Origin of the sequence: Bacillus sp. RC240, assembly GCF_044907945.1 — a bacterium.
Taxonomy (GTDB): domain Bacteria; phylum Bacillota; class Bacilli; order Bacillales; family Bacillaceae_G; genus Bacillus_A; species Bacillus_A mycoides.
Map to the genome: position 1 here is coordinate 357,735 of NZ_JBIYCT010000001.1, position 22,616 is coordinate 380,350.

At 34.3% G+C, this 22,616-nt stretch carries 24 protein-coding genes, 1 pseudogene, 1 riboswitch and 1 other annotated feature; of the genes and pseudogenes, 17 read left to right on the forward strand and 8 right to left on the reverse strand.

The genetic code is table 11. The annotated features are described in order from the left end of the window. Positions 1–167: 167 nt before the first annotated feature. Positions 168–986, forward strand: a pseudogene (locus ABH955_RS01780) (collagen-like protein); the annotation flags it as partial. A gap of 79 nt (positions 987–1,065) precedes the next feature. Here the strand turns inward: ABH955_RS01780 and ABH955_RS01785 are convergent. After that, the gene (locus ABH955_RS01785) at positions 1,066–1,209 is read right to left on the reverse strand and encodes a hypothetical protein (protein ID WP_000945246.1); all 144 of its coding nucleotides are present in this window, start codon (positions 1,207–1,209) and stop codon (positions 1,066–1,068) included. A 99-nt stretch (positions 1,210–1,308) separates the two neighbouring features. Beyond that, positions 1,309–1,451: riboswitch (cyclic di-AMP (ydaO/yuaA leader) on the reverse strand. Then, positions 1,436–1,951 (reverse strand): GNAT family N-acetyltransferase, encoded by a 516-nt coding sequence (locus ABH955_RS01790; protein WP_404490816.1) that lies wholly within the window; start codon positions 1,949–1,951, stop codon positions 1,436–1,438. Its footprint overlaps the riboswitch before it by 16 nt. A gap of 231 nt (positions 1,952–2,182) precedes the next feature. Between ABH955_RS01790 and ABH955_RS01795 the strand changes: the two genes are divergently transcribed. Together ABH955_RS01795 and ABH955_RS01800 are read left to right on the forward strand one after the other, a co-directional pair. Further along, positions 2,183–2,431, forward strand: a complete 249-nt coding sequence (locus tag ABH955_RS01795; protein ID WP_002033357.1) for a GlsB/YeaQ/YmgE family stress response membrane protein — start codon at positions 2,183–2,185, stop codon at positions 2,429–2,431. 64 nt (positions 2,432–2,495) lie between these two features. Beyond that, on the forward strand, positions 2,496–3,617 hold the full coding sequence (locus tag ABH955_RS01800; RefSeq protein ID WP_404456798.1) for an AI-2E family transporter: 1,122 nt from the start codon (positions 2,496–2,498) through the stop codon (positions 3,615–3,617). A 28-nt stretch (positions 3,618–3,645) separates the two neighbouring features. Here ABH955_RS01800 and ABH955_RS01805 read toward each other — a convergent pair whose 3' ends face one another. Next, positions 3,646–4,803: a 1-deoxy-D-xylulose-5-phosphate reductoisomerase gene (locus tag ABH955_RS01805; RefSeq protein ID WP_404456800.1), complete on the reverse strand. Its 1,158-nt coding sequence runs from the start codon at positions 4,801–4,803 to the stop codon at positions 3,646–3,648. Positions 4,804–4,941: 138 nt separating this feature from the next. Further along, positions 4,942–5,148: a binding site (T-box leader), on the forward strand. Positions 5,149–5,153: 5 nt separating this feature from the next. Between ABH955_RS01805 and ABH955_RS01810 the strand changes: the two genes are divergently transcribed. From ABH955_RS01810 to ABH955_RS01825, 4 genes are all read left to right on the forward strand, one after another. Then, a complete protein-coding gene (locus ABH955_RS01810) occupies positions 5,154–6,191 on the forward strand; it encodes a tryptophan--tRNA ligase (RefSeq protein WP_404456802.1) in 1,038 nt (345 codons plus the stop codon). A gap of 77 nt (positions 6,192–6,268) precedes the next feature. Beyond that, entirely contained in the window at positions 6,269–6,418 is a 150-nt protein-coding gene (locus ABH955_RS01815) for a hypothetical protein (protein WP_002014003.1), read from the forward strand. Continuing rightward, on the forward strand, positions 6,411–7,169 hold the full coding sequence (locus ABH955_RS01820) for an ABC transporter ATP-binding protein (RefSeq protein WP_016100977.1): 759 nt from the start codon (positions 6,411–6,413) through the stop codon (positions 7,167–7,169). Before ABH955_RS01815 ends, ABH955_RS01820 begins: the two co-directional genes overlap by 8 nt. After that, on the forward strand, positions 7,166–9,655 hold the full coding sequence (locus ABH955_RS01825; protein ID WP_404490817.1) for an FtsX-like permease family protein: 2,490 nt from the start codon (positions 7,166–7,168) through the stop codon (positions 9,653–9,655). The genes ABH955_RS01820 and ABH955_RS01825 overlap by 4 nt, the downstream gene beginning before the upstream one ends. Positions 9,656–9,697: 42 nt before the next feature. On the opposite strand, the gene ABH955_RS01830 is transcribed toward ABH955_RS01825, so the two are convergent. Both ABH955_RS01830 and ABH955_RS01835 read right to left on the reverse strand, forming a co-directional pair. After that, complete coding sequence (locus ABH955_RS01830) at positions 9,698–10,147, reverse strand: NUDIX hydrolase (protein ID WP_404456806.1); 450 nt, start codon at positions 10,145–10,147, stop codon at positions 9,698–9,700. A gap of 17 nt (positions 10,148–10,164) precedes the next feature. Then, positions 10,165–11,004 (reverse strand): DUF2785 domain-containing protein, encoded by an 840-nt coding sequence (locus ABH955_RS01835; protein WP_404456808.1) that lies wholly within the window; start codon positions 11,002–11,004, stop codon positions 10,165–10,167. A gap of 123 nt (positions 11,005–11,127) precedes the next feature. On the opposite strand from ABH955_RS01835, the gene ABH955_RS01840 reads away from it, so the two are divergent. From ABH955_RS01840 to ABH955_RS01850, 3 genes are all read left to right on the forward strand, one after another. Beyond that, the gene (locus ABH955_RS01840; protein ID WP_002128297.1) at positions 11,128–11,850 is read left to right on the forward strand and encodes a GNAT family N-acetyltransferase; all 723 of its coding nucleotides are present in this window, start codon (positions 11,128–11,130) and stop codon (positions 11,848–11,850) included. A 180-nt stretch (positions 11,851–12,030) separates the two neighbouring features. After that, positions 12,031–13,062, forward strand: coding sequence for a tyrosine-protein phosphatase (locus ABH955_RS01845; protein WP_404456810.1), 1,032 nt, complete (start codon positions 12,031–12,033; stop codon positions 13,060–13,062). A 152-nt stretch (positions 13,063–13,214) separates the two neighbouring features. Beyond that, a complete protein-coding gene (locus tag ABH955_RS01850) occupies positions 13,215–13,925 on the forward strand; it encodes a YjjG family noncanonical pyrimidine nucleotidase (RefSeq protein WP_404490818.1) in 711 nt (236 codons plus the stop codon). Positions 13,926–14,351: 426 nt separating this feature from the next. On the opposite strand, the gene ABH955_RS01855 is transcribed toward ABH955_RS01850, so the two are convergent. Continuing rightward, on the reverse strand, positions 14,352–14,849 hold the full coding sequence (locus ABH955_RS01855) for a DinB family protein (protein WP_002013992.1): 498 nt from the start codon (positions 14,847–14,849) through the stop codon (positions 14,352–14,354). Between the two features lie 536 nt (positions 14,850–15,385). Between ABH955_RS01855 and ABH955_RS01860 the strand changes: the two genes are divergently transcribed. Continuing rightward, positions 15,386–16,348, forward strand: a complete 963-nt coding sequence (locus ABH955_RS01860) for a tubby C-terminal domain-like protein (protein ID WP_404456816.1) — start codon at positions 15,386–15,388, stop codon at positions 16,346–16,348. Positions 16,349–16,651: 303 nt separating this feature from the next. Here ABH955_RS01860 and ABH955_RS01865 read toward each other — a convergent pair whose 3' ends face one another. Then, positions 16,652–16,852 (reverse strand): helix-turn-helix transcriptional regulator, encoded by a 201-nt coding sequence (locus ABH955_RS01865; protein ID WP_002084410.1) that lies wholly within the window; start codon positions 16,850–16,852, stop codon positions 16,652–16,654. Continuing rightward, on the reverse strand, positions 16,840–17,199 hold the full coding sequence (locus tag ABH955_RS01870; RefSeq protein WP_404456841.1) for a DUF3796 domain-containing protein: 360 nt from the start codon (positions 17,197–17,199) through the stop codon (positions 16,840–16,842). Before ABH955_RS01870 ends, ABH955_RS01865 begins: the two co-directional genes overlap by 13 nt. Before the next feature lie 331 nt (positions 17,200–17,530). Between ABH955_RS01870 and ABH955_RS01875 the strand changes: the two genes are divergently transcribed. From ABH955_RS01875 to ABH955_RS01900, 6 genes are all read left to right on the forward strand, one after another. Then, positions 17,531–17,725 carry a hypothetical protein gene (locus ABH955_RS01875; protein WP_002066080.1) on the forward strand — a complete coding sequence of 65 codons (195 nt, stop codon included), beginning with the start codon at positions 17,531–17,533 and terminating at the stop codon, positions 17,723–17,725. Between the two features lie 88 nt (positions 17,726–17,813). Continuing rightward, positions 17,814–18,539, forward strand: coding sequence for an ABC transporter ATP-binding protein (locus ABH955_RS01880; RefSeq protein ID WP_002066081.1), 726 nt, complete (start codon positions 17,814–17,816; stop codon positions 18,537–18,539). Next, a complete protein-coding gene (locus ABH955_RS01885; protein WP_404456821.1) occupies positions 18,532–20,196 on the forward strand; it encodes a putative ABC transporter permease subunit in 1,665 nt (554 codons plus the stop codon). Before ABH955_RS01880 ends, ABH955_RS01885 begins: the two co-directional genes overlap by 8 nt. A 56-nt stretch (positions 20,197–20,252) precedes the next feature. Then, entirely contained in the window at positions 20,253–21,011 is a 759-nt protein-coding gene (locus tag ABH955_RS01890) for an SDR family oxidoreductase (protein ID WP_404456824.1), read from the forward strand. Positions 21,012–21,347: 336 nt separating this feature from the next. Beyond that, on the forward strand, positions 21,348–22,073 hold the full coding sequence (locus tag ABH955_RS01895) for a hypothetical protein (protein ID WP_002185367.1): 726 nt from the start codon (positions 21,348–21,350) through the stop codon (positions 22,071–22,073). 248 nt (positions 22,074–22,321) lie between these two features. Further along, the gene (locus ABH955_RS01900; RefSeq protein ID WP_002013976.1) at positions 22,322–22,609 is read left to right on the forward strand and encodes a hypothetical protein; all 288 of its coding nucleotides are present in this window, start codon (positions 22,322–22,324) and stop codon (positions 22,607–22,609) included. Positions 22,610–22,616: the final 7 nt, after the last annotated feature.

Consider the following 22,616-nt stretch of genomic DNA (forward strand, 5'->3'; position numbering starts at 1 on the left):
AAAAAGAAGCCTATCATTTCAAACAGATGAAATGATAGGCTTCTTTATTTTTTAAAAATTGAGGTCAGATGTGTACTTTTCATATGAAAATGCATTTCATATAAAAGGTGTAATTATTTTGGGGAAGGGGGATTGTTGTGCGTCATCATAGAAAGTGCAAAAAATTTGGAGTGGCACTGCCTCTTCCGCTTATAGGAGAAACGGGTCCTACTGGTAATAGTGGTTCAACAGGTCAAACCGGTCCGACGGGAGCAACTGGTCCTTAAGGTCCACAAGGAATTCAAGGTCCACAAGGAGTAACCGGTCCAACCGGAGCAACCGGCCAGGCGGGAGAAACGGGTCTTCAAGGCCCCCAAGGAATCCAAGGTCCACAAGGGATAACTGGTCCAACAGGAGCAACCGGTCCTCAAGGAATCCAAGGAATCCAAGGAATCCAAGGTCCACAAGGGGTGAGCGGATCAACAGGAGCAACCGGTCCGACGGGAGTGACTGGTGCAACTGGACCGACTGGAATCCAAGGAATACAAGGGATAACTGGAGCAACTGGATCATCTGCTATATCAACAGGTGGTGGGTACTTCTTTTCTACATCAACAAGCACAATTGCGGCAAATGCCAACATTCCAATTAATTCGGGATCAACTGTATATGGAGCTGGCGTATCTTTAACTAGTGCTACAACTGTTACAGTATCGACGCCAGGAATCTATTTAGTAAGCTACTATTTTCAAGGAAGTGCAAATGGTGGGAATGAAGTAGTATCTGTAAGATTACTATTAAATGGAACACAAGTAACAGGGAGTTTTATACAAAATGTAACGACATCAACTGTAGTACTAGAGCCAGCCATTTCAAATACACTTCTTGTGAATGTAGCGAGTGCAAATTCAACGTTTGTATTACAAAATGGCCCATTAGCTGTTGGGCATGTGACCACTATAGCAGGGACAATTACGGCAAGTTTAAATGTAGTGAGGATATTATAAAAAGCACAGGAAATATAAAAACACAAGGGATGTCTTTTTAGACACACCTTGTGTTTTGGATGTTAAATGAACAATTTCTTTATCTTTTTGGTTGAAAAATATGTTGGAAAAAGTATTTGTGATGTAAGTTATCTACAACTTTATTTGCTTGATATGTGCGATGTTGTTCGAGTCGAAGTCTTTGCTCCATCATTTTTATTGCGTGATCAGATAAACGTAACATAATACATCTCTCCTTTTCTATAAATATAGGTCTCTAAAATGATATCGATTCCACATTTTATAGTTAAGGAGGCATACTGTGTAACATAGGCAAAAAGCACCTTCCTCTCCCATTACGCTTACGAGGTTAGCTGTCGGACTCGGGAAGTGAGAGTTTCCCTACTTAAAAAAGATTCGCCCCAAGTAGCATTGCTACAAAAATGGTTCCCCCGCTCCAAAATTTGGACTCAGCAAAAGGTTTTATAAAGTAAAAAATAACATAAATAAACAGATAAGTCAAACTGTTTTATTTTTTCTGTTTTTTTAAGTTTTGTAAGAACTAGACCATCAGGGAGTTCTGTATTTGTTACTTCAATGAATCCGTGTTTTTTATATAATGCAATAGCAGGGGTATTCGCTTTACCCGTTTGTACAATGTATGTCATGGAAGAAGGGAACATGTTAAATATATAACTTAGGAGTTTCGTTGCAATTCCTTTTTGAAAAAAATCGGGCGATACAACTAGCCTGTGGATATCCATTAGTTGTTCTTCTTGTACAAAAGAAATAAAACCGACAAGTCTATTTTCAGAAAAATATCCATAGAATGTTTCAGCGCAACTTTGAATATCGTTTACAGTATCATATAAACGGGGTATGGCAGTACTATTTAAGTAGTCTGCTTCAACTTTATAAGCTGGAATTTGAACTTGTAAAATAGATACTGCTACCTCATGAGAACTGGAAAGTAACTTATGAATCATAGATAAGGAAGCCTCCTTTGAATATGGTATATTAACATAATTGATTTTTGGGTAAGTTTGACAATATTTTTCTTTTTTGCATATAATATATGTATCTCCATACATATATTATTCTTACGTTTATTTCTATAGTAGGATATGGTTAGTGTAAACGAATTTGAAATCTTATATAAGAGTTTTGCTACTCTTGTATTTGATCATACAAACTATAATAGAAATGGAGGACTAGAAATGGGATGGATTATCACATTAATAGTTGGTGCTATTATAGGTATAATTGCTAGTTCTATAACGGGTAAAAATTTTCCAGCTGGTATGTTTGGAAATATAATTGCTGGTTTACTAGGAGCTTGGTTAGGTAGTAGATTATTTGGATCTTTTGGGCCATCGTTTGGTGGGATTCATGTCGTACCAGCATTATTAGGTGCAATTGTGTTAATTCTTATTGTATCATTTGTAGTAAAAGCTGCAAGAAAATAAAGGCTATTACTGATTGTTTTATAAAGCCCTTTTAGGGCTTTTCCTAATTAGAGAGGTGGTACACTTGGAGAAAGTAAATATAAGAAAAAGAGATAAGTTGAAAAAGTTTTTTAAAGAACAAAATTATTTAGCTGTACTACTTGGATTCGCGTTGCTGTTTGTAAATATATTATTACTTACAAAAATATCATTCGTCTTTACACCGTTCGTCGTATTTTTAAAAACAATCTTTTTCCCAGTATTATTAGCGGGAGTACTATTTTATATATTGCATCCATTCGTTTCTCTTTTAGAAAGAAAAGGTGTGTCGAGAATTGTGTCAATTGCCTCGATATATATAATTGTTCTTGGATTATTTGTTTTTCTTGCGGTCACGGTTATTCCAATTATTAAAGATCAAGTAAATGCTTTAATAGATAACTTGCCATATTTCGGGCATGAAATCGAAAGGGCAGCACGTAAATTTGGAGAAAGTAATGTAATTGGTAGAATGCAGGAAAGTTTAAATATTGATTTTGCTAATATCGTAAAAGATTCTACAATGAACTTTACAAAATCATTATCATCAGTAACAGGAAATGTAACTGGATTTTTAAGTACACTTACAGAAGTTGTTTTAACATTTGTCATGGTTCCGTTTATATTGTTCTATCTTTTAAAAGATGGTGAGCAATTACCGAATCACTTTTTGAAGTTTATTTCAGAGCAAAGACAACCAGCTGCGAAGAGAATACTAGATGATATGCATTATGCGATTAGTTCGTATATTAGAGGACAAATTATTGTTAGTTTATTTATCGGTATTATGCTATTAATCGGTTATCTTATTATTGGTATTAAATATGCGGTACTACTTGCTATTTTAGCGATGATTGTAAATATCGTTCCGTACGTAGGACCAATCATTGCAATTACACCAGCTTTAATTATCGCATTTATCGACTCGCCATCAATGGTGTTAAAAGTAATTATCGTTATGATGATTGTACAATTAGCAGAAGGTAAATTTATTTCTCCGCAAGTCATGGGGAAAAAGTTAGATATACACCCGATTACTATTATATTTATCATTTTAACTGCGGGAAATTTATTTGGAATTATGGGGATTATTTTAGCAATTCCAGGATATGCGATATTAAAAGTTTTAGTTACGCACGGTTATAGATTTGTGAAGTTGAATACGTGAAAAAAGAGCTAAAACAGAGAAACCTGTTTTAGCTCTTTTTCATTAACAATTGATTTGCGTATTGGCGTGCCCATTGATCAGCTTCTAATATATCATCGAGTGAAGGATCTTTTACGTTATGATGAGCTTCAACTGTATTGTAAATTGTTTTTTCGATATCGAAAAATGCAATTTCATTTTTAAGAAATAGTGCATTTGCAATTTCGTTCGCTGCATTTAATACGGCTGGAGTTGTACCGCCAATTTTTCCACATTCAAATGCATATTGTAGACAGGGGAACTTCTCTAAATTTGGTTTTTCAAAATGCAAACTACCAATTTCTAATAAATTTAATTTTTCATAGGATGAAGGTAGTCGAGTAGGGTAGTGAAACGCATATTGAATCGGCATTCTCATATCAGGAGCACCGAGTTGTGCCATGACTGATCCATCAATAAATTCCACTAAAGAGTGAATGATACTTTCTTTATGAATCATAACATCAATTTTTTCATAAGGAATATCGAATAGCCACTTAGCTTCCATCACTTCAAACCCTTTATTCATTAACGTGGCAGAATCTATCGTTAGTTTTGCGCCCATTAACCAGTTTGGGTGTTTTAAAGCATCCTTCGCTTGTAATGTTTTCATTTCTTCACGTGTTTTATCACGAAAAGCGCCGCCAGAAGCTGTAACAATTAATTTTTCGATTTCCTTATTATTTTCCCCATTTAAACATTGGAAAATGGCTGAATGTTCACTATCAACTGGAATTAGGCGGCATCCGTTTTGTTTCGCTAGTTCGGTGACAATATGTCCAGCTGCAACTAAAGTTTCTTTGTTAGCGATAGCGATATCTTTCTTCGCCTTTAATGCTTCAATTGTTGGGAGTAAACCTGAAACACCGACAACTGAACTTAATACAAGATTTGTATCAGGATGGGTAGATACTTCAATTAAACCATCAGTTCCATATGTAATTTTTGTATTTGTTGAAATACGAGAACGTAATGTGTCCGCTAATTCTTTTGTCGCTACGCTTACAATACGAGGCTGAAACGATTCGATTTGCTTTTCGAGAAGATCGATATTATAATTTGCGGTTAAACCGACGATTTTAAAATGTTCAGGATGAGCGGAAACGACATCTAATGCAGATGTGCCAATGGATCCTGTTGAACCTAAAATGGATATATATTTTACCATGAAAAAACCTCCAAAGTTGTTTCGAGTATTTCTGCAAACCTATATATTATTAGACAATCAAGGTGAAAATTCCTGCTATATAAAACAGAAAATTAGGGTTTAATTGGAAAGGGAATGTGATAAACTGTAAAAAATAACTAAAAAGCAATGAAAGAGAAGAGTACATATTCACAACTTTTCAGAGAGCTGATATTTGGTGGGAATCAGTAAGTGATGAATATGGAATGGGCTCTGGAGCTTCTAGCTGAAATGAGTAGGCGAAGACGGTTACTTCACGTTAAGAAGTTGAAGTGAGCTATAATATAGCTAATTAAGGTGGTACCGCGGGAGTCTCTCGTCCTTTTTTTAGGATGAGGGGCTCTTTTTATTTTGAGAAAGGAGGAGTTAGGATGAGCGAGAAAATTATGTTAACAGGAATTAAGCCGACAGGTTATCCGCATTTAGGAAATTATATTGGTGCAATTAAACCTGCATTGCAAATGTCAAAAAATAATGAAGGAAAAGCATTGTACTTTATAGCTGATTATCATGCGTTAAATGCTGTGCATGATCCAGCAAAGTTCAGTAGTTATACGAAAGAGGTAGCAGCTACTTGGTTATCACTTGGGCTTGGAGAAGATGTTATTTTTTACCGACAAACGGAAGTGCCGGAAATTCTAGAATTAGCTTGGATATTAGCTTGTCTAACTCCGAAAGGGCTTATGAACCGTGCCCATGCTTATAAGGCGAAGGTAGAGCAAAATAAAGAAACGGGATTAGAAATTGATGCAGGTGTGAATATGGGATTATATACGTATCCGATTTTAATGGCAGCTGACATATTACTATTTCAAGCTACTCATGTACCAGTTGGAAAAGATCAAATTCAGCATATTGAAATTGCGCGTGATATTGCGACGTATTTTAATCATACATTCGGCACGACATTTACACTTCCGGAGTATGTCATACAAGAAGAAGGTGCAATATTACCTGGTCTTGATGGAAGAAAAATGAGTAAAAGTTACGGAAATGTGATCCCGTTATTTGCAGAGCAAGAAAAGCTACGAAAGTTAATATTTAAAATCAAAACCGATTCTTCACTTCCAAATGAACCGAAAGAATTGGAAACGTTATTTATGATTTATAAAGAGTTTGCGGCAGAAGATGAAATGCAGTCAATGCGTGAAAAGTATGAAACTGGCATTGGATGGGGCGATGTGAAAAAAGAGTTGTTTCGCGTTGTAGACCGTGAATTAGCCGGACCTCGGGAAAAATATGAGATGTATATGAATGAGCCAAATTTATTATACGAAGCGTTAGAAAAAGGTGCTGAGCGGGCAAGAGAAATCGCGAAGGTAAATTTAGCAGAAATAAAAAAACGGATTGGATTTGAGAGGGAACGTTAAGCGTTCCCTTATTTTTTTATAAAAAAATCGAACGAAATTTAAATTTGTTACCAATATAGATTAAGGGAGGGATAGAAATGGATGCAATTCTCGAATTAAAAATGTTGTTATTTCAAATAGGAACAGAAATTATACCACCTAGTAATCTAAAAGAAAAAATTTTAATTCAAGTTAATCTAATGGAGGAAATAGCATTTAATAATGTTGAGGTGAATAAAGATGAGTGAAATTGTGTTAGCAGTTCAAGGTTTAAGTAAGACTTATGAGAGTGTAGATACAAATGTTAGAGCCTTACAAAATGTATCTTTGGAGTTAAATAAAGGAGAACTTCTTGCCGTAATGGGGACGAGTGGGTCTGGGAAGAGTACATTACTTAATATACTTGGTGCTTTAGACAAGCCTGATGAGGGAGTCGTATATGTAAATGGTGAAGGTCCTAAAAATATGTTTGTTGAACCATATGCGACGGAGTACAGGCGGGATAACATAGGATTCATATTTCAGGCATTTCATTTATTAAAGGATTTATCTGTAGAAGAGAATATTGCGTTACCCCTCATATTATCAGCTGATTCAGAAGAGGAGATACGAGAAAAAACAAATAAAATATTAGATGTTCTTGGTTTAGTAAATTGGAGAAATCATCGACCAGTTCAGCTTTCTGGGGGGCAACAACAACGTGTTGCAATTGGTAGGGCGTTAATAACATCTCCTCCAATTGTTCTTGCAGATGAGCCTACGGGAAATTTAGATTTCAATACGTCTAATGATATTTTACGAGTACTGGTCGATATGAAACAAAGATTCAATCAAAGTATGATTCTTGTTACTCATGATCCTCACATTGCTACGTATGCAGATCGGGTTCTTTTCTTTCATGATGGAGAAGTTGTTGATGATTATACGTGTTCTCATGGAGTAAATGATATAAATATCATTTTAGATAAATTTAAAAGATTAATGGAGAAATCAAAATGATAAAATCAGTACGAGGATTAGGTTTACGCTTTTTTAAGACGAATAAATTTACTGCTATCTCCTCTATAGTTAGCGTTATGTTGACTGTTTCTCTAATTGTTACGATGATTGTATTTTCGAGCCATGCGAAACAGTCTGTTATAAATGAAGTTAAAAAATTATATGGAGATATGGATTTATCTGTTGGATATAACCCTGATCAAAATAAATTGATGGATAAATCTTTACTACAAAATATTAAGGAACAAGAAAATATTGAATACATGTCAAAAGTATTAGTAAATCATTTGCAAGTGAATAAATTGAATACAGCTATTTATACAGTAGGTGTTCAAAATGATTCGTTATCTAAAAGTCGATATCACTTCTCTAAAAATCTATCGAATGAGGAAGTAACATTAAATCATGGATTAGCGGAAACTTTACAAGTAAAAGTTGGAGAAAAGATTGAAATAGAAAATAAATCTTATGTAGTAAAAGAAGTTTTACCTGATATAGAAGCTGGAGGTTCAGCTCCAGATATACTTGTTTTATCGGAAGGTGCAGTGAAACGGCACGTATATGAAAAAACGGGTAAATACAATGAGGCTACTTATGTGTTGATAAAAGCAAAAGCGAATGCAGATGTGCTAGCATTGTCTAGTCAAATTCATAAAATAGACAAAGAATTAAGAATCGATATTGCGGAGGAAGACGAGTTTTTAAAAAGTAACTTAGCGTCATTACATATTTTTATAGTTGTTTTATCTGTATTAATACTTATTATTACTTCGTTATTATTAATGTCTAATTTTGAAGTGTTTTTATATAAATATAAAAGCCAATTTGCTATTATGCGATCAATGGGAGCAACAACGAAACAAATGTTTAAAGTTATATTTATTCAATGTAGTGTAATTAATTTCTTTGGTGGAATATTTGGTTTGTTACTAGCTGTAATAAGTACCCGTTTTTTACAAAGTTGGCTAGAGCATTTATTTGATTTTCAAATTAATTCGATGAGTTTTGACTTTAAAATAGCAATTGTAACAATGATTTGTAGTATCTTTTTCATCGAACTGTTTATGTTATATCCGTCATACAGAAGTTCGACAATATTGCCAGTAAAGCTTATGCGTGAAAATGAAGAATCCGACTTTTCTAATAAAAAAACACGCAGTATTATGGGGAAATTCCTTTTAATTAGTAGCATATTTTTAACTGTTTTAGGTGGATTTGTAGCAAATACTGGAGATATGCAGGCGATAGTGATAGTAATAGGATCTATATTTCTTGTTTTAGGAGTGTATGTTTTATTTCCTATTTATCTTTCTTCGATATTAGAATTATGCCTACCTATGATGAAAAAAATATTTGGAAGGAACACATTTGTTGCTATTAAAAATGTAATTCCGCAAGTAAGGAAAAATACATTTGTTATCTTAATGATAAGTACGATGATGGTGATAGTTGTCTTTGGTTCCACTATTTTTAAAACAATGCAGAAAAATAATGAAAGATATTTAAAACGAGAATTTCCAACACATATTGTTGTGGAAAATCGTTTGAATAATGATTTAACCATTACCTCACCTCATATACAAAATATATTTAAAGAAATAAGTAGTATAAAAGGAGCTAGTACAATTAGTACGAATTCACTGGCAGAATTAAAGCAAGGTAAAAATTATATTACTTTTGACTATAATTTAGGTGATTTAAAGGAAATGGAAAAGCAAGGATTACTGCCAGAAGTACCTGCAAATTTGGAGAATAGTATAATTGTTACAGAAGAGTTAGCGGGACGGTATAAACTTCATGTAGGCGATATCGTTCAATTAGGTCTATTTTCAGAACAGGAACAAAAAGTTAGAGCGACTAGTAAGGTAGAAGTTGGGTTAATTGTTAACGAGCTACCGAATTCTCCTTCGGTACTCATGGATTGGAGTAATGTAACATATAAACAAGATTATACAGTTTTTGAGCGTGCATTTATTAGCTCAAATAATGAGAGAGAGACGTTGGAACAATTAAAGAAATTGAAAGGTCAATATCCACAATTAAAAATAAATAGTTATACTCAATCGTTAAAACAATCTAATTTAATGTTTCAGCAAAGGTGGTCCATCTTCATCGTTGTTATTGTAGTAATTTTGCTTAGTGTAACATTAGGGGTGTGTAATACACTTATAAATAATATTCAATCTAAAAGAAAAGAGTTTGCTATTTTACGAGCAATAACAGTTAATAAAAAGGGTATTGTACAAATTATTTTGACGCAAGTTAATTTATATGTACTTATTGGAATCATACTAGGGGTTGTTATAGGAATATTATTAACCTATATGGTAAGTATAATAGATCGTACACCTTTATTTTTTGATTTCAAACTTATCGTAACGGTAATAGCGGGGATGTTCGGAATAGTCCTTATTATTTTTATCGCTTTTGCTAATAAAATAGGAAAAAGGGATATTGTACAAGAGTTAAATAAGGATAATAAATAAAAATATAGTCAAGATGAATTCCATCTTGGCTATATTAATAGTTCAATTCGACTTCCGAAAGTCAGTAATAATCTTCTCAATAACAGGAGGAAGATTACTAGGTAACTCATCTAGCGGAAAGAAGCGTAGTTCTTTCGATTCCGTTTGGTCGCATACAAGTTCACCATTGAATTCGCGGCAAATATAAACAACGAGTACACCATGTACTTGATCGCCGTTTGGATAGATTTGAAAGAAATCAGGTCCTGAGTATGTACGGAATAGTTCTGGATTTTTAATGATAAGTCCAGTTTCTTCATATACTTCTCGTTGTAAAGCGTCTTCTAACGTTTCGTTATATTCTAAGGCGCCACCAATAATGCCCCAGCGATTAAAATCTGTACGGAGCTGCAATAATATTTCATTTTTCTCATTCAATATAATGGCGTGTGATCCGATTAAAATGAGTGGATGATTTCCTACTAGATTTCTCATGTCTTCAATATAGCCCATATTTCTTCTCCTTATATTTAATAATAATTAGGCAGTTCTTTTAAAATTTTTTCTGTTTTACGTGCTGTAAATGCTAAGTTATGATCATCTTTTGTTCTAAAAAATAATGTGCGTAAAAAGATTTTAATGTTTGCGCATAAAATACAATACTCATTAAGGGAAAGGCGTTTTCTAATTTGAGGAAGCCTTTTTATTTTTTTATAAATAATTGAAATTAACTCATCTTGTGGGAAGTCATGATATAGCATAGATAGTAACGGTGTAACAATTCGTTCATCTTCATTATTATGAAAAAGATCCGATGGGATGAAAATTTTATTTAATAAACAATGAATTAATTCCTCGTACCATTCAAAGGTCGTATAGGAATTGTGAACAATTTCAGAAAAGGCATCAGATACGTGGGCAAGACAATGAGCCCATCCTTTATTTTCAATATAGCCTCGAAAATCCATTTCTAAGTTTGTGTATGTAATGAGTTTGTTTTTTATTTCTTCGATATCCTCCTCTGTAAAAAAGTAGTGCGAGTTAGCGAATTGGAGTATTAATGCAAGTAACGAAACAGTATAAGAACGAGTGAAAACCCCATCTGTAAGTGGGGAGTGAATGTCACAATATAAATACTCATCACTTAAACAAGTTTGTAGAAGTAATTTCAACTGATCATCCATAAGGAATTCATGATGAATGAAATGTGCAAAACATTTATATATAAGTTGGTAACGAACGTAACTATCAGTTGTTCCGATATACTGAAGCATATTGAGCGTTAACTCATTAATATCTATATGTTGCAGTTGCGTATAGTCATTTTGTTGTATAAGCTCTAACTGTTGTTGCAGCGCTGTAATATCCAATGGAGAACCTCCTCCGCACTTTAAAGATGCGATGTTTTCTAGTATTCTATATATTCAAGGACAATCCTGCTCATGCAAGGAGAACAAGTAGAAATTCGAGTATGACATAGATGAGGGAAGTATATGATGACTATAGAACAGTTAGAAAAACATTTTAAAATAAGAAAAAATGCTTCTTCTATAATGATAAAAGAAAATGATGCAGAGGTTTTTACAGAAGAGCAATTAGAAGAGATAATGCAATATTGCGTTGCTGAAGCTGAAAAAGATGGAATAGAAGAATTTCAATTTGAGATTTCTTCAAAAAGCCCAAATTATGATGTGTATAAGAAATGTTTCGAAACGTATTCATTTGAATATATTACTGAAAACATGATTGTATTTAAGGATATATATGAAGTGGAAGATATAAAAAGTGATATTGATTTTAAGCTTATTGAAGAGATGGGCGAAGACGCTTTTTATTCACTGTGGAATGAAGTGACGGGAGAACAAATCGATTATGATCAATTTGTAAATACGATGCTACAAGAAATAGGTGGGCAATGGAAAGAACATTGTTTAACAGCAAGTATCGATGAAGAGCCAATAGGAATTGTAATCCCGCATATTGAAAGAGGTACGTTAGAAGAAGGAAAACTTATGTATTTCGCAGTCGCTCCAAATATGCGAAATAAAGGGTATGAAGCAGCATTCTTTACAGGGGCAATGTTTGTCTTAAAAGAAATAGGCGCATCTTATTATATTGGCGAGACAAATGTACAAAACGAGTGGATGAAGGATGTCTTTGAAAAGAACGGATGTCAGCAGCTGAGCTCTACTGAGCGATATGTGAGAAGGTTTTAGAAGGATGGATGGCTTACTCTCTCGAACTCATTTAGCGGGAATCCGTGTACAACTTATGAACAAGTAAAAGAACTTTTTGCATGTTTGTAAGATAAAAAGAAAAATCGAAACGACAAAGTAAGCGTTCCTATAATACAATAGAGAAGGATTAGACTATACGAAGAAAGCGTTGGTGAAAGTATGAAGCAACAAAGAAATTGGCTACAAGCAACTGTAGAACGAAATGAAGATAATACGTTACATATAAAGTGGGAAAATAATATAGAAGAAGTTCGTATTTATTGGAGTACTTCACCAAATCATATTGAAGAAAATGGAGAATTACTTGTAACAGTAAGTGGGGATTCAGCATGTACAATTGAAAACCCGAGTGAAAATGAGCGTCCATATTTTAGACTAGTAGGAAGTAATGGACAAGCAGTGACAGTAGCTGAGCGTAGATTGCCATTACAAGGTGCGTTTAACTTCCGTGATATGGGAGGATATGAAACGACTGAAGGCCGTAAAGTAAAATGGGGTAAATTGTATCGTTCTGAAGAATTAGCAGGATTAACAGAATGGGATATCGAGTATTTACAGAAGTCGGGCTTAAAGTTAATTTGTGATTACCGTACAGATTTTGAAGTGAAACATAAGCCAAATCCAGATATTACAGGCGCTCGCCAAGTATGCTTACCAGTTATGCAAGACTTGGCGAAAGACTTGAATATAAATGAATTTTTCCAAGTTGGTGACCTTTCTATGTTAGGGAAACCAGGCGAGTATCTTGTGAAAATGAATCAAGATTTCGTAAGTGGTAATGAAGCATTCGTGAGCTTCTTAAACTTAGCGCAAAACCCGGAAAACTTACCGTTAGTAAACCACTGTACAGCTGGAAAAGACCGTACAGGATTTGGCTCAGCATTATTATTACTTTTACTAGGTGTACCGGAAAAAACAGTAATGGAAGACTACTTACTAAGTAACGGTTTCCGTGAAAAGTTAAATGAAAAAATGATGGCCTTTTTAGGTGCGAAATTACAGAACGACGAAAGTAGAGCAATATTAGGTGCAATGTTTGAAGCACGTGCTGAGTATTTACAAGCTGCGATTGATGAAGTTAAAAAGCAATATGGATCAGTGGAAGCATACGCTGAAAAAGCTCTTGGCTTTACGAAAGAATCGTTAGAGGAAATGAAAGTGTTATTGCTAGAAGATAAAGTGAAACTTTAATCAGTGGGGGGGCATCCCCACTGATTATTAGCCTTCACCAATCGGGCGTTAATGCGGGATAAATAATGAGGAGGGAGGCTGATTGGATTAGGCTCCTTTTATTATTGTTGCTATAATTAAGCTATGAGAATATAGGAATTGAGGCGAACATCATGAAATACAAAGTAATACTATTCGACGTAGACGATACATTATTAGATTTCCCTGAAACAGAAAGAAACGCATTACATAACGCGTTTGTACAATTTGGCATGCCTACAGGGTATAATAATTATCTTGCAAGTTATAAAGAGATTAGTAATGGATTATGGAGAGATTTAGAGAATAAAATGATTACGCTAAGTGAATTAGCGGTAGATCGATTTAGACAATTATTTGCTCTTCATAATATAGAAGTAGACGCGCAGCGTTTTAGTGACGTATACCTTGAAAACTTAGGAAAAGAAGTACATCTTATAGATGGTGCAGTGCAATTATGTGAGAACCTTCAAGACTGCAAGTTAGGTATCATTACGAATGGATATACAAAAGTGCAACAATCTAGAATTGGAAATTCGCCTTTATGTAACTTCTTTGATTATATTATTATTTCTGAAGAAGTCGGCCATCAAAAACCAGTGCGTGAGATTTTTGATTATGCGTTTGAAAAGCTTGGGATTACTGATAAATCAAGTGTACTAATGGTTGGAGACTCGCTAACTTCTGATATGAAAGGCGGAGAAGATTACGGTATTGATACGTGTTGGTATAATCCGAGTCTGAAAGAAAATACGGCAGGCGTTAAGCCGACCTATGAAGTGGAGAACCTGCTACAAATTTTAGAAATTGCGGAAGTGGCGGAAGAAAAGGTAGTTTCATTTTAATAGAGTTAAGATTTTTCGATTAGTTGATATATATTAAGTTACGGTAGATATATTTGAAAAATCGTTCATATAAGTTCATATACTATGATATGGAACAAAAAAAGATGGTATCAAGTCAAAAAAATTTTACTGAAAAAAAACAAAAATAACACTAAATAATATATTTAGCTGTTTGTAATTGGTCATTACAAACAGCTAAAAAAAACGATTGCCTCTTAGGATCCAAGCAATCGTTTTTTTATTTTTTTCGGAGATGAAATTTGTATTTTTATACCCTATCTCCATCAAGTTTAAAAAATGTTTGTTCCCCAGTAATGAAAAAAATGAATTTAATTCTCATAAATAACTGTAAAGTGGTAAAAATTTCGTTTTGGGTGTAATTCAAAATCTTAAGTTAATGGGCATGGGGTGGAACCCTTTCCTTGTTTAGACCGGATATCCGCCTGTTGGCGGTGGCCAAGCACTAAATAATCTGCGAATCAGCACAATTTCTCCTAAATGGTAGGAGTTATGAGATGCAATATTCCGTAGAACACCGCCAGGGGTTTCACCAGGCCATTCCTCCAATGTTTTGTCCAATTGAACAGTTTGGGCGATCGTGCATGCCTGTTCAATCCCTTGAAGAAAATACTGAATAATCTGTTGCCACTCTTCCTCACTGCCAGGGCATTCTTCTTCAGGCCAGCTCTCTTTTACATGGGCAGGCAATGCAGGCTTCTTCCCCTGAGCGGATAATAAGAGAAAATCTTGCCAATAGGTCATGTGTTTCACTAATTGATAAATAGAATAAGGCAGTTCCTCTCTGCGTTTTCCCGCAAGCGCCACGTCTATATCCGACAAAGCATTCTTGATGGGAAGATGTCCTCGTTCTCCTCTTAAAGATTTTACTAATGCCTGGCTAAATGCTTTATTTGATTGCTCCATAATAACTGACTCCCATCCTGTTTTATTTTCTAATTTGCTGATTTTATGATTCCGTCTTTTTTATATGTACTAAATAAATTATAGAAGCTTTACGACTATTAAGAGAAAGTAAAATAAGGCAAGAATCACTGACTTCTTAACGTACAGGAAATCGTAGGTTTTTATTTGATTAGTACCTTAATGTACAATTGTATTAACAGATAAATCAAAGGTTCGAATGACAACATTCAGGTCTGCGTTAATGTCAGCCACTTTTGATTTTAGCTTTTCCGATCCCTCCTGAATTTTATCCAATTGATTTTATTGTGAATGAACTATGAGTTGATTATAATAATTAGAGTGAACTCTAAGTCAAGAAAAAAATAATAAAAGGATAGTTATTCTATTATGAGGGAGTTCGCGAAGCAAAAATAGCGCTACTATACTAAGGTCTTTCACGTGTTATAATTCGATAATTAAATATTCATATATACATAGTTTCTCAGAGTGATGCGATGTCATGTATGAGCTGTGTAACAACTAGAGGTGAGTGAAGGATGTTAACGTTTTTATTTGAGTTAGACAAGGCTATTCCAAAGAAGGATGAGGCACGGTATGTTGCTTATGCAAATGGCTTTATCGAAGGGGATTTAACGATTTGTGTGGGTGACAGCGTATTTTTTCAGAAGTCATGCATGAAGGTTGCAGAGCTTGGCATTTATTTAGGACAGTGGATGGAACAAGTTCAACATGGGCAGAAAGAACAATTGAATTATGAAACGAGTGACCGTGAGGAAGTAATTCTCGGATTCGTATATGAAGAGGAAGATCAGTGGAGAGTTTTTTCCAGTTGGCAGCAATTTGAACTTCAAGAGCGTATATCAACTACAACATTAGTAGAGAGCGTTCAACGCTATTTGTATGAACTAAATAAGGAACTGCGTGTGATAGAATATCCTGTGACATTTGATCAGTACTTAAGAGGAGAGCGAATGATGCAGCTTTCTTATAAACGACTGTGTGATAGTAAAGCGGATACAACTTCGATAGAGGTTTACAATGGAAGCGAAGGAGTAGGCGCAGTACGGGGCTATTATAAAAATACGTTGATGAAAGTGCTAGACTTCATTCCGAAAGTCGGTAGTAATATCATTTATGAAATAAAGGATAGTAAGAACAATATTCGCGTCATTGCAAAGGATGTAAGTAGGCAGCGTCAAAGAAGGATTTTAGTAACGTACATCGATAATAATGATGCAGAGCATGAAATACTTGTATGTGACGGAAAGTTATTGGATGCAAATTTCTTATTTACTTTTACATATAAGACAGAAGAATATGTTGTTCACAAAAATTCACTTGGGATTGGAAAGCTATTACGAAAGGGCTATGTAATCGCAGATTGGAATATTCGTCTTGAGGAAGATATGTATTACATCGAGATGAATGTATATGATGAGGATTATATAGAGGATCAATACTTACTGTTAGGCGTATTTCATGCGGTTTTGTATGGGTGATAAAGTGAAACTTTAATCAGTGGGGGTCTTATTGCCCGTAAATAGTGGGATAAATGAGAAGTACCGGTATTCTTCATGGAAAGAATACTGGTATTTTTTATGTGGTTCTGGAAAAAGTACGGTATTTTCGTTGCAACATACTGGTCACTTTGATGAATGTAGTGATAAAAACCATAAAAATAGGCGTATCAAGCAAAGTGTTGATACACCTTAAAACTACATTGTTAAACAACATACGTCATCGTGTAGTATACCTTTTATTACTGTAGATTCAGTCTTATATATTAAACTTGGTGCTCTTTATTAATCTTCAAAAATAAAAACCTCATCAATCGTACTATGTAGTGCCCTCGCTATATCGTGAGCAAGCTGTAAGGAAGGGTTATACTTTCCTTTTTCAAGATGGCTAATCGTTTCACGACGTACACCAACCTTTTTCGCTAAATCTTCCTGCGTCATATGTACTTTGGCACGATATTCTTTTATCTTCGTTACGAACGCCATGGTGCATCTTCCATTTCATCAACTGGTTTATCGTAAAAGAAGATAGAGAATCCGAATGTAAGAATGAGTGTGCTGAAAATAAGAGCAATATCAATCTCTTGTAGTGTAGGATTCGGAAATAACATTTCAATAAACATAATGATAGCGGTAGTTAATAACGTAACGATAAAGGCGTTGCGGCAAGATTTATTGACAATTTGTTCAAAAAGCTCATCGTGATGAACTTTTCTATACGTCGTGAAAAAGGAGAAAAAACAAAACATAGTAAACAATCCTTTTTCATAAAAAAATCCGAGAAACCCAAAGAAACCGAGAAATCCTAAATATTTTATCCAAGTCGTTTTTATGATAGATTCTCCTTTCGATGTTAGAAATAAAGTGAAACTTTAATCAGTGGGGGGTGTTCATCCCCCACTGATTATTAGCCTTCACCAATCGGGCGTTTACGGGCAGCAGGGCTCCCACCTAACTTCTTTGCTCCAGCCGAATTTTGAGGTGGGAGTCTTACTGTCAGTTAATGCGGGATAAATCACTATATGTTATAAATATATCACATATGGAAATTCATAGTAATAATAGTTTTACGATTTATTTCATAATAATAGTAAAAAAGGTTAAATATTCTGTAAAATAAAAAGGGAAATATCGTAAAATGGATGTAAGGAGGGGGAGGAAGAAATGTTAACTGGGATAATGATTGTTATATTACTTGTAGTTATTACTGTAATTGGAACGGTGTTAATTGGGCGAAATGGTGATGCGAATTATAGTAAAGCGACAACAGGAAATATTAAACGACTTACGATGATTTATATAATACTAGCCGTTGTTTTAATCGTTGGATTAGGAATTTATATTTATTTTAAAGGTTGAAAAAACTGAAAAATATAAAAATCTAAAAATATAAGTATGCTATAATGTTAATATAGTTAATTGGTAATTAAGGAAAGGATTGGATGTAATGATCGAAATTTTGAATGTGTCAAAAAGTTATAATGGATCTAACTATGCAGTAAAAGATTTAAGTTTATCTGTACCGAGCGGAGAAATCTTTGGGTTTTTAGGACCGAATGGTGCGGGTAAATCAACGACAATTAAGATGATTACTGGTATTCATGGGGTGGACAAAGGAACCATTACAATCAACGGTAAAGATATTATGAAAAATCCGATGGAAGCGAAGAAAACATTTGGCTATGTTCCAGATAGCCCGGATATGTTTTTACGATTAAAAGGGATTGAATATTTAAACTTTATGGCTGATATGTATGAAGTACCGAAGGAAGTAAGACAAGAACGAATAGAGTCATTAGCGAAGAAGTTTGATCTGTACAATGCTTTATCTGATCAAATTCAAAGTTATTCACACGGTATGAGACAAAAGATTGTTATTATCGGTGTGCTTGTACATGAACCAGATGTGTGGATTTTAGATGAACCGTTAACAGGTCTTGATCCGAAATCTGCATATATTTTAAAAGAAATGATGAGAGAACATGCTGATAAAGGGAAGATTGTATTTTTCTCGACACACGTATTAGAAGTAGCTGAAAAAATATGTGACCGCGTCGCGATTATTAATAAGGGAAATCTTCAGTTTAAAGGGAATTTAAATGAAATGAGAGATCATTTTGAATCCAATGAATCACTTGAAAAAATGTTCTTGGAGATGACGGGCAATGAGTAAAATTTGGACGTTAACGAAAGTATTATTGAAATTAAATTATGCAGATTTCATAACAGATAAAAAGAAAAGATGGGCGTATTTATTTTCATTTGCAGCCATTTTATTTGTAGGTTTTTTAATATTCGGTTCGATGACCCATGGAATATATGCAGGAATGATACACCTCGGACAGGATCCAGGAATTGTTATTGCGATGGGATTAGCAGTTGCTAGTATATGGGTATTTTTGATGAGTATTATGAACATTTTAACAGTGTTTTACTATAGTAATGATGTTGAAATGTTGCTACCGTTACCGTTAAAACCAGCGCAAATTATTTCGGCAAAGTTCTTTACAGTGTTAATTACACAATACGTAATGAGCTCGTTTATTTTATTGCCTATCTTTATTACTTACGGTTTAAAGAGTGGTGCTTTCATTACATATTACATTTATATGATTGTCATTTACTTATTCTTCCCGATCATTCCGCTAGTTTTAGCTTCGTTAATTATGACAATTATTATGAGGTATACGAATATAGCGAAAAATAAAGATCGAGGAAGTATATTTATTGGAATCGTAAGTATACTATTTATCGTCGGAATCAATGTATTTATGCAATGGAGAAATAAAAGTGCAGTATCTGGAGCTGGAGATTCAGTTGCGAATTATCTTACAAATAATCAATCCTCCCTTTTCATACAAATGACAAATTATTTTCCAACTACATATTTTGGTGCAATGGGATTAGTAGAAAATGCATCGTGGAAGGGAATATTATACGTACTAATATACATTCTTATTTCTATCGCATTTTTCGGTTTGTTTTATTACATTGCAGAGCGTACATATTTAAAAGGGGTTATTGGACTTTCAACGAGTACAGCAAAGAAAGAGGTAATTTCAGCAGAAGGTTTACAGAAATCAACAGTACAAAGTTCTCATTTAAAAGCATATGTGAAAAAAGAATTTAAAACGTTATTCCGTACGCCACAATTTTTCTTAAATTGTATTGTGCAAACTTTCGTTATGCCAATTATGCTGTTCTTTGTTTTGTTTGTACAAGATGGAAATTTAAAATGGATTACAGGGTATATTGATAATCCAGAATCAGCAGGTTTCGCAATTGGTGTGGGCCTTTGTGCATCCTTATTTTTAATGGGGAGTAACGTTATTGCAACAACGTCATTCTCACGAGATGGAAGCTCTTGGTTTGTGAATCGTTACTTACCAGTAAAGGCTTCGGATATCTTTTTTGCGAAAGCGATAACGGCCTGGTTAATTAATGTAGTCATTTTAGGAGTATTCGGTATTACAATGGCAGTTGTAGCAGGTATTTCGCCAGTCTTCATGATACTTTGGTTCTTACTAAGTGCGAACGGTTTATTGTTAATTAATTTAATCGGTACACGCTGGGATGCACAAACTGCAGATATTCATTGGGATACAGAACAGAAATTATTTAAAAGTCGATATACAACTTTGTGGAATTTTTTAGCTAATATTTTAATAGCTTTAGTTATTGTAGCGGGTGTAAGTGTATTATACTTCTTCCTTCAAGTAGGACTTTGGATTATGTTTATCGTTTTATTTGTAATGTTTACGATTGTAAATTATATCTTTATTAAAATTTTAAAATTAGGCGCTGAGCGTATATTGTCAAATATTAATTAAAAAGGTAGATCCTCTGTATTCGTGCAGGGGATTTATCCATAGATGGAGGAGAAAGGGTGAAGAAAATAGCAATTGTAACAGGGGCAACTCGTCTGAATGGAATTGGTGCAGCTGTATGCAAGGTGCTTGCTCAAAATGGGATAGACATTTTTTTCACGTACTGGCCTCGGTATGATAAAGCGATGCCATGGAGAATGAATGATCAAGAGCCCTTTTTGTTGAAAAAGGAAATTGAAAGTTACGGCGTTCGATGTGAAATGGCAGAAATAAACTTATCGCAGTCTTATTCGCCTAATCGTGTATTGTATATGGTATCAGAACGTTTAGGGGATCCATCTATTCTTATTAATAATGCGGCGTATTCTACTCATACGAAAATTGAAGAGTTAGATGTAGAACAGCTAGATAAACATTATACGGTTAATGTTCGTGCTCCTATGCTATTAAGTTCATTATTTATTAAACATTTTTCACTTAAAACGAGTGGAAGTATTATAAATCTTACTTCTGGGCAGTCATTAGGCCCGATGCCAGATGAACTAGCATACGTAGCAACGAAAGGAGCAATAGAAGCATTTACAAAGTCAGTTGCACCAGTTGCTATGGAGAAGGGGATTACAGTCAATGCTGTTGATCCAGGACCGACGAATACAGGATGGATTACAGAGGAATTACAGCATCATTTAGTATGGAAATTCCCGCAAGGAAGAGTTGGAGAACCGGTGGATGCGGCACGCTTAATTGCTTTTTTAGTAAGTGAAGAAGCGAAGTGGGTTACTGGGCAAGTCATTCATTCGAACGGTGGTTATTCATAAAAATATTATGTTAACAATTGTTGAGAAATAAAAAAATTAGTAATTATTTTGTTTTTTGTATAAATAAAATGTCAAGAAAGATAAAAAATTGATAGGGGAGTATGTTGTCATTTGTAGATTGTAAATCTTCATGTGACAACATACTCTTTTTCTTTTGCTACAGAGGAGGAAAATGTAGTAGAAAAAACTCGAATATTAAAATGAATTTATCGTTTTTTGTACGTATTATTATGAAGATTACTGTCGGAAAGATGGTGATTCGTATGAAAAGGGATTTTTTAAGGGGAAATAGAATCGTAAAGAGAAGGATAAAATTGTAAACATAGGGGGATTTTTATGAAAATGAAAAAGGTCGCTATCGCATCAGTAGCAATTGGTACAATGCTTACAATGGCAGCTTGTAGTACCTCCACAGATAAAGATGCAGCGAAGAAGGATCAGGCAACTGCACAAAATGAAGAGCAATCGAAAACGACAAGTGCAGATGAAGCGTCAAAAACAACGAAAGATACTGAAAAAGACACAAATACTTCTTCGAATGAAAAAACAGATAAGGATGCAAAAAATACAAAGGAATCATCAGGAACAGAAAGTAACGGCAAAACAACAAAAGAAAAAGAAACGACAGGAAAAACGAATGATCAAACTACTAGCGGAAAAACAACAGATCAAAGTACAAGTACAAACAACAACGGAAAAACAACAGATCAAAGTACAAGTACAAACAATAACGGAAAAACAACGAAAGATCCGAAGAAAAGCGTCGCTGTGAAAACAAATGTAAAAGAAGTCGTTACATTAATTGAAAGCTTGGACAAGCAATTAGCTGCAAATCCTAAATTAGAAACAGTTAATAAACTTGGAAAACAAATTAATGAGAAGTGGGATGTCATTGAAAAAGAGTTAGAAGCATCACATCCGACTGAATATAAAACAATTGGCCAAAGTATGTATCCGTTAATTGTAGGAGCGGAGAAAGAAAAGATCGATATTAATAAAATGAAGTCATTAACGACGAAAACGAAAAAAGATTTAAATCAATTATTAACGAAGCTTTCATAGTTTCAAAAGCCTACTCGTGTGAGTAGGCCTTTTTAGTTTGTTGTACATTCTCGTTGGGTGTTAAGAAATAAAGACTTCATTTAAAAGGAACATCACAATGATAAAAAAGAGTGATAACTATTAAAGATATTTTTTGATAGGAAGTCATATAAAACGCTCCCTTGTATTTATATTTGCAATTTAGTAGTTTTTAAAGTTCATTATTTTCTACAAAAATTTCATTTTGTAGAAAAGGGGAATGGATTGATATGTACGATAAAGAGGAAGTTTATGATGAAGAAATTGCACCGTTAATGCAGCAGATTCTTGAAATCTGTAAAAGAGAAGAACTTCCAATGGTAGCTCAGTTTTATCTCGCTGAAGAGTCGCCATATGATGAGGAGTCAGTTACACCATTATATTGCACATCAATTATTATTCCTGGTGATCGTAACGATGAGGAAGGTATCCAACAATTGCAGGATATTGACGAGGTAATGAAATATGGAAAGAATGGTCCTCCATACTTTATGGCAGCAACAATACGAAAAGAATAGAAGAGCA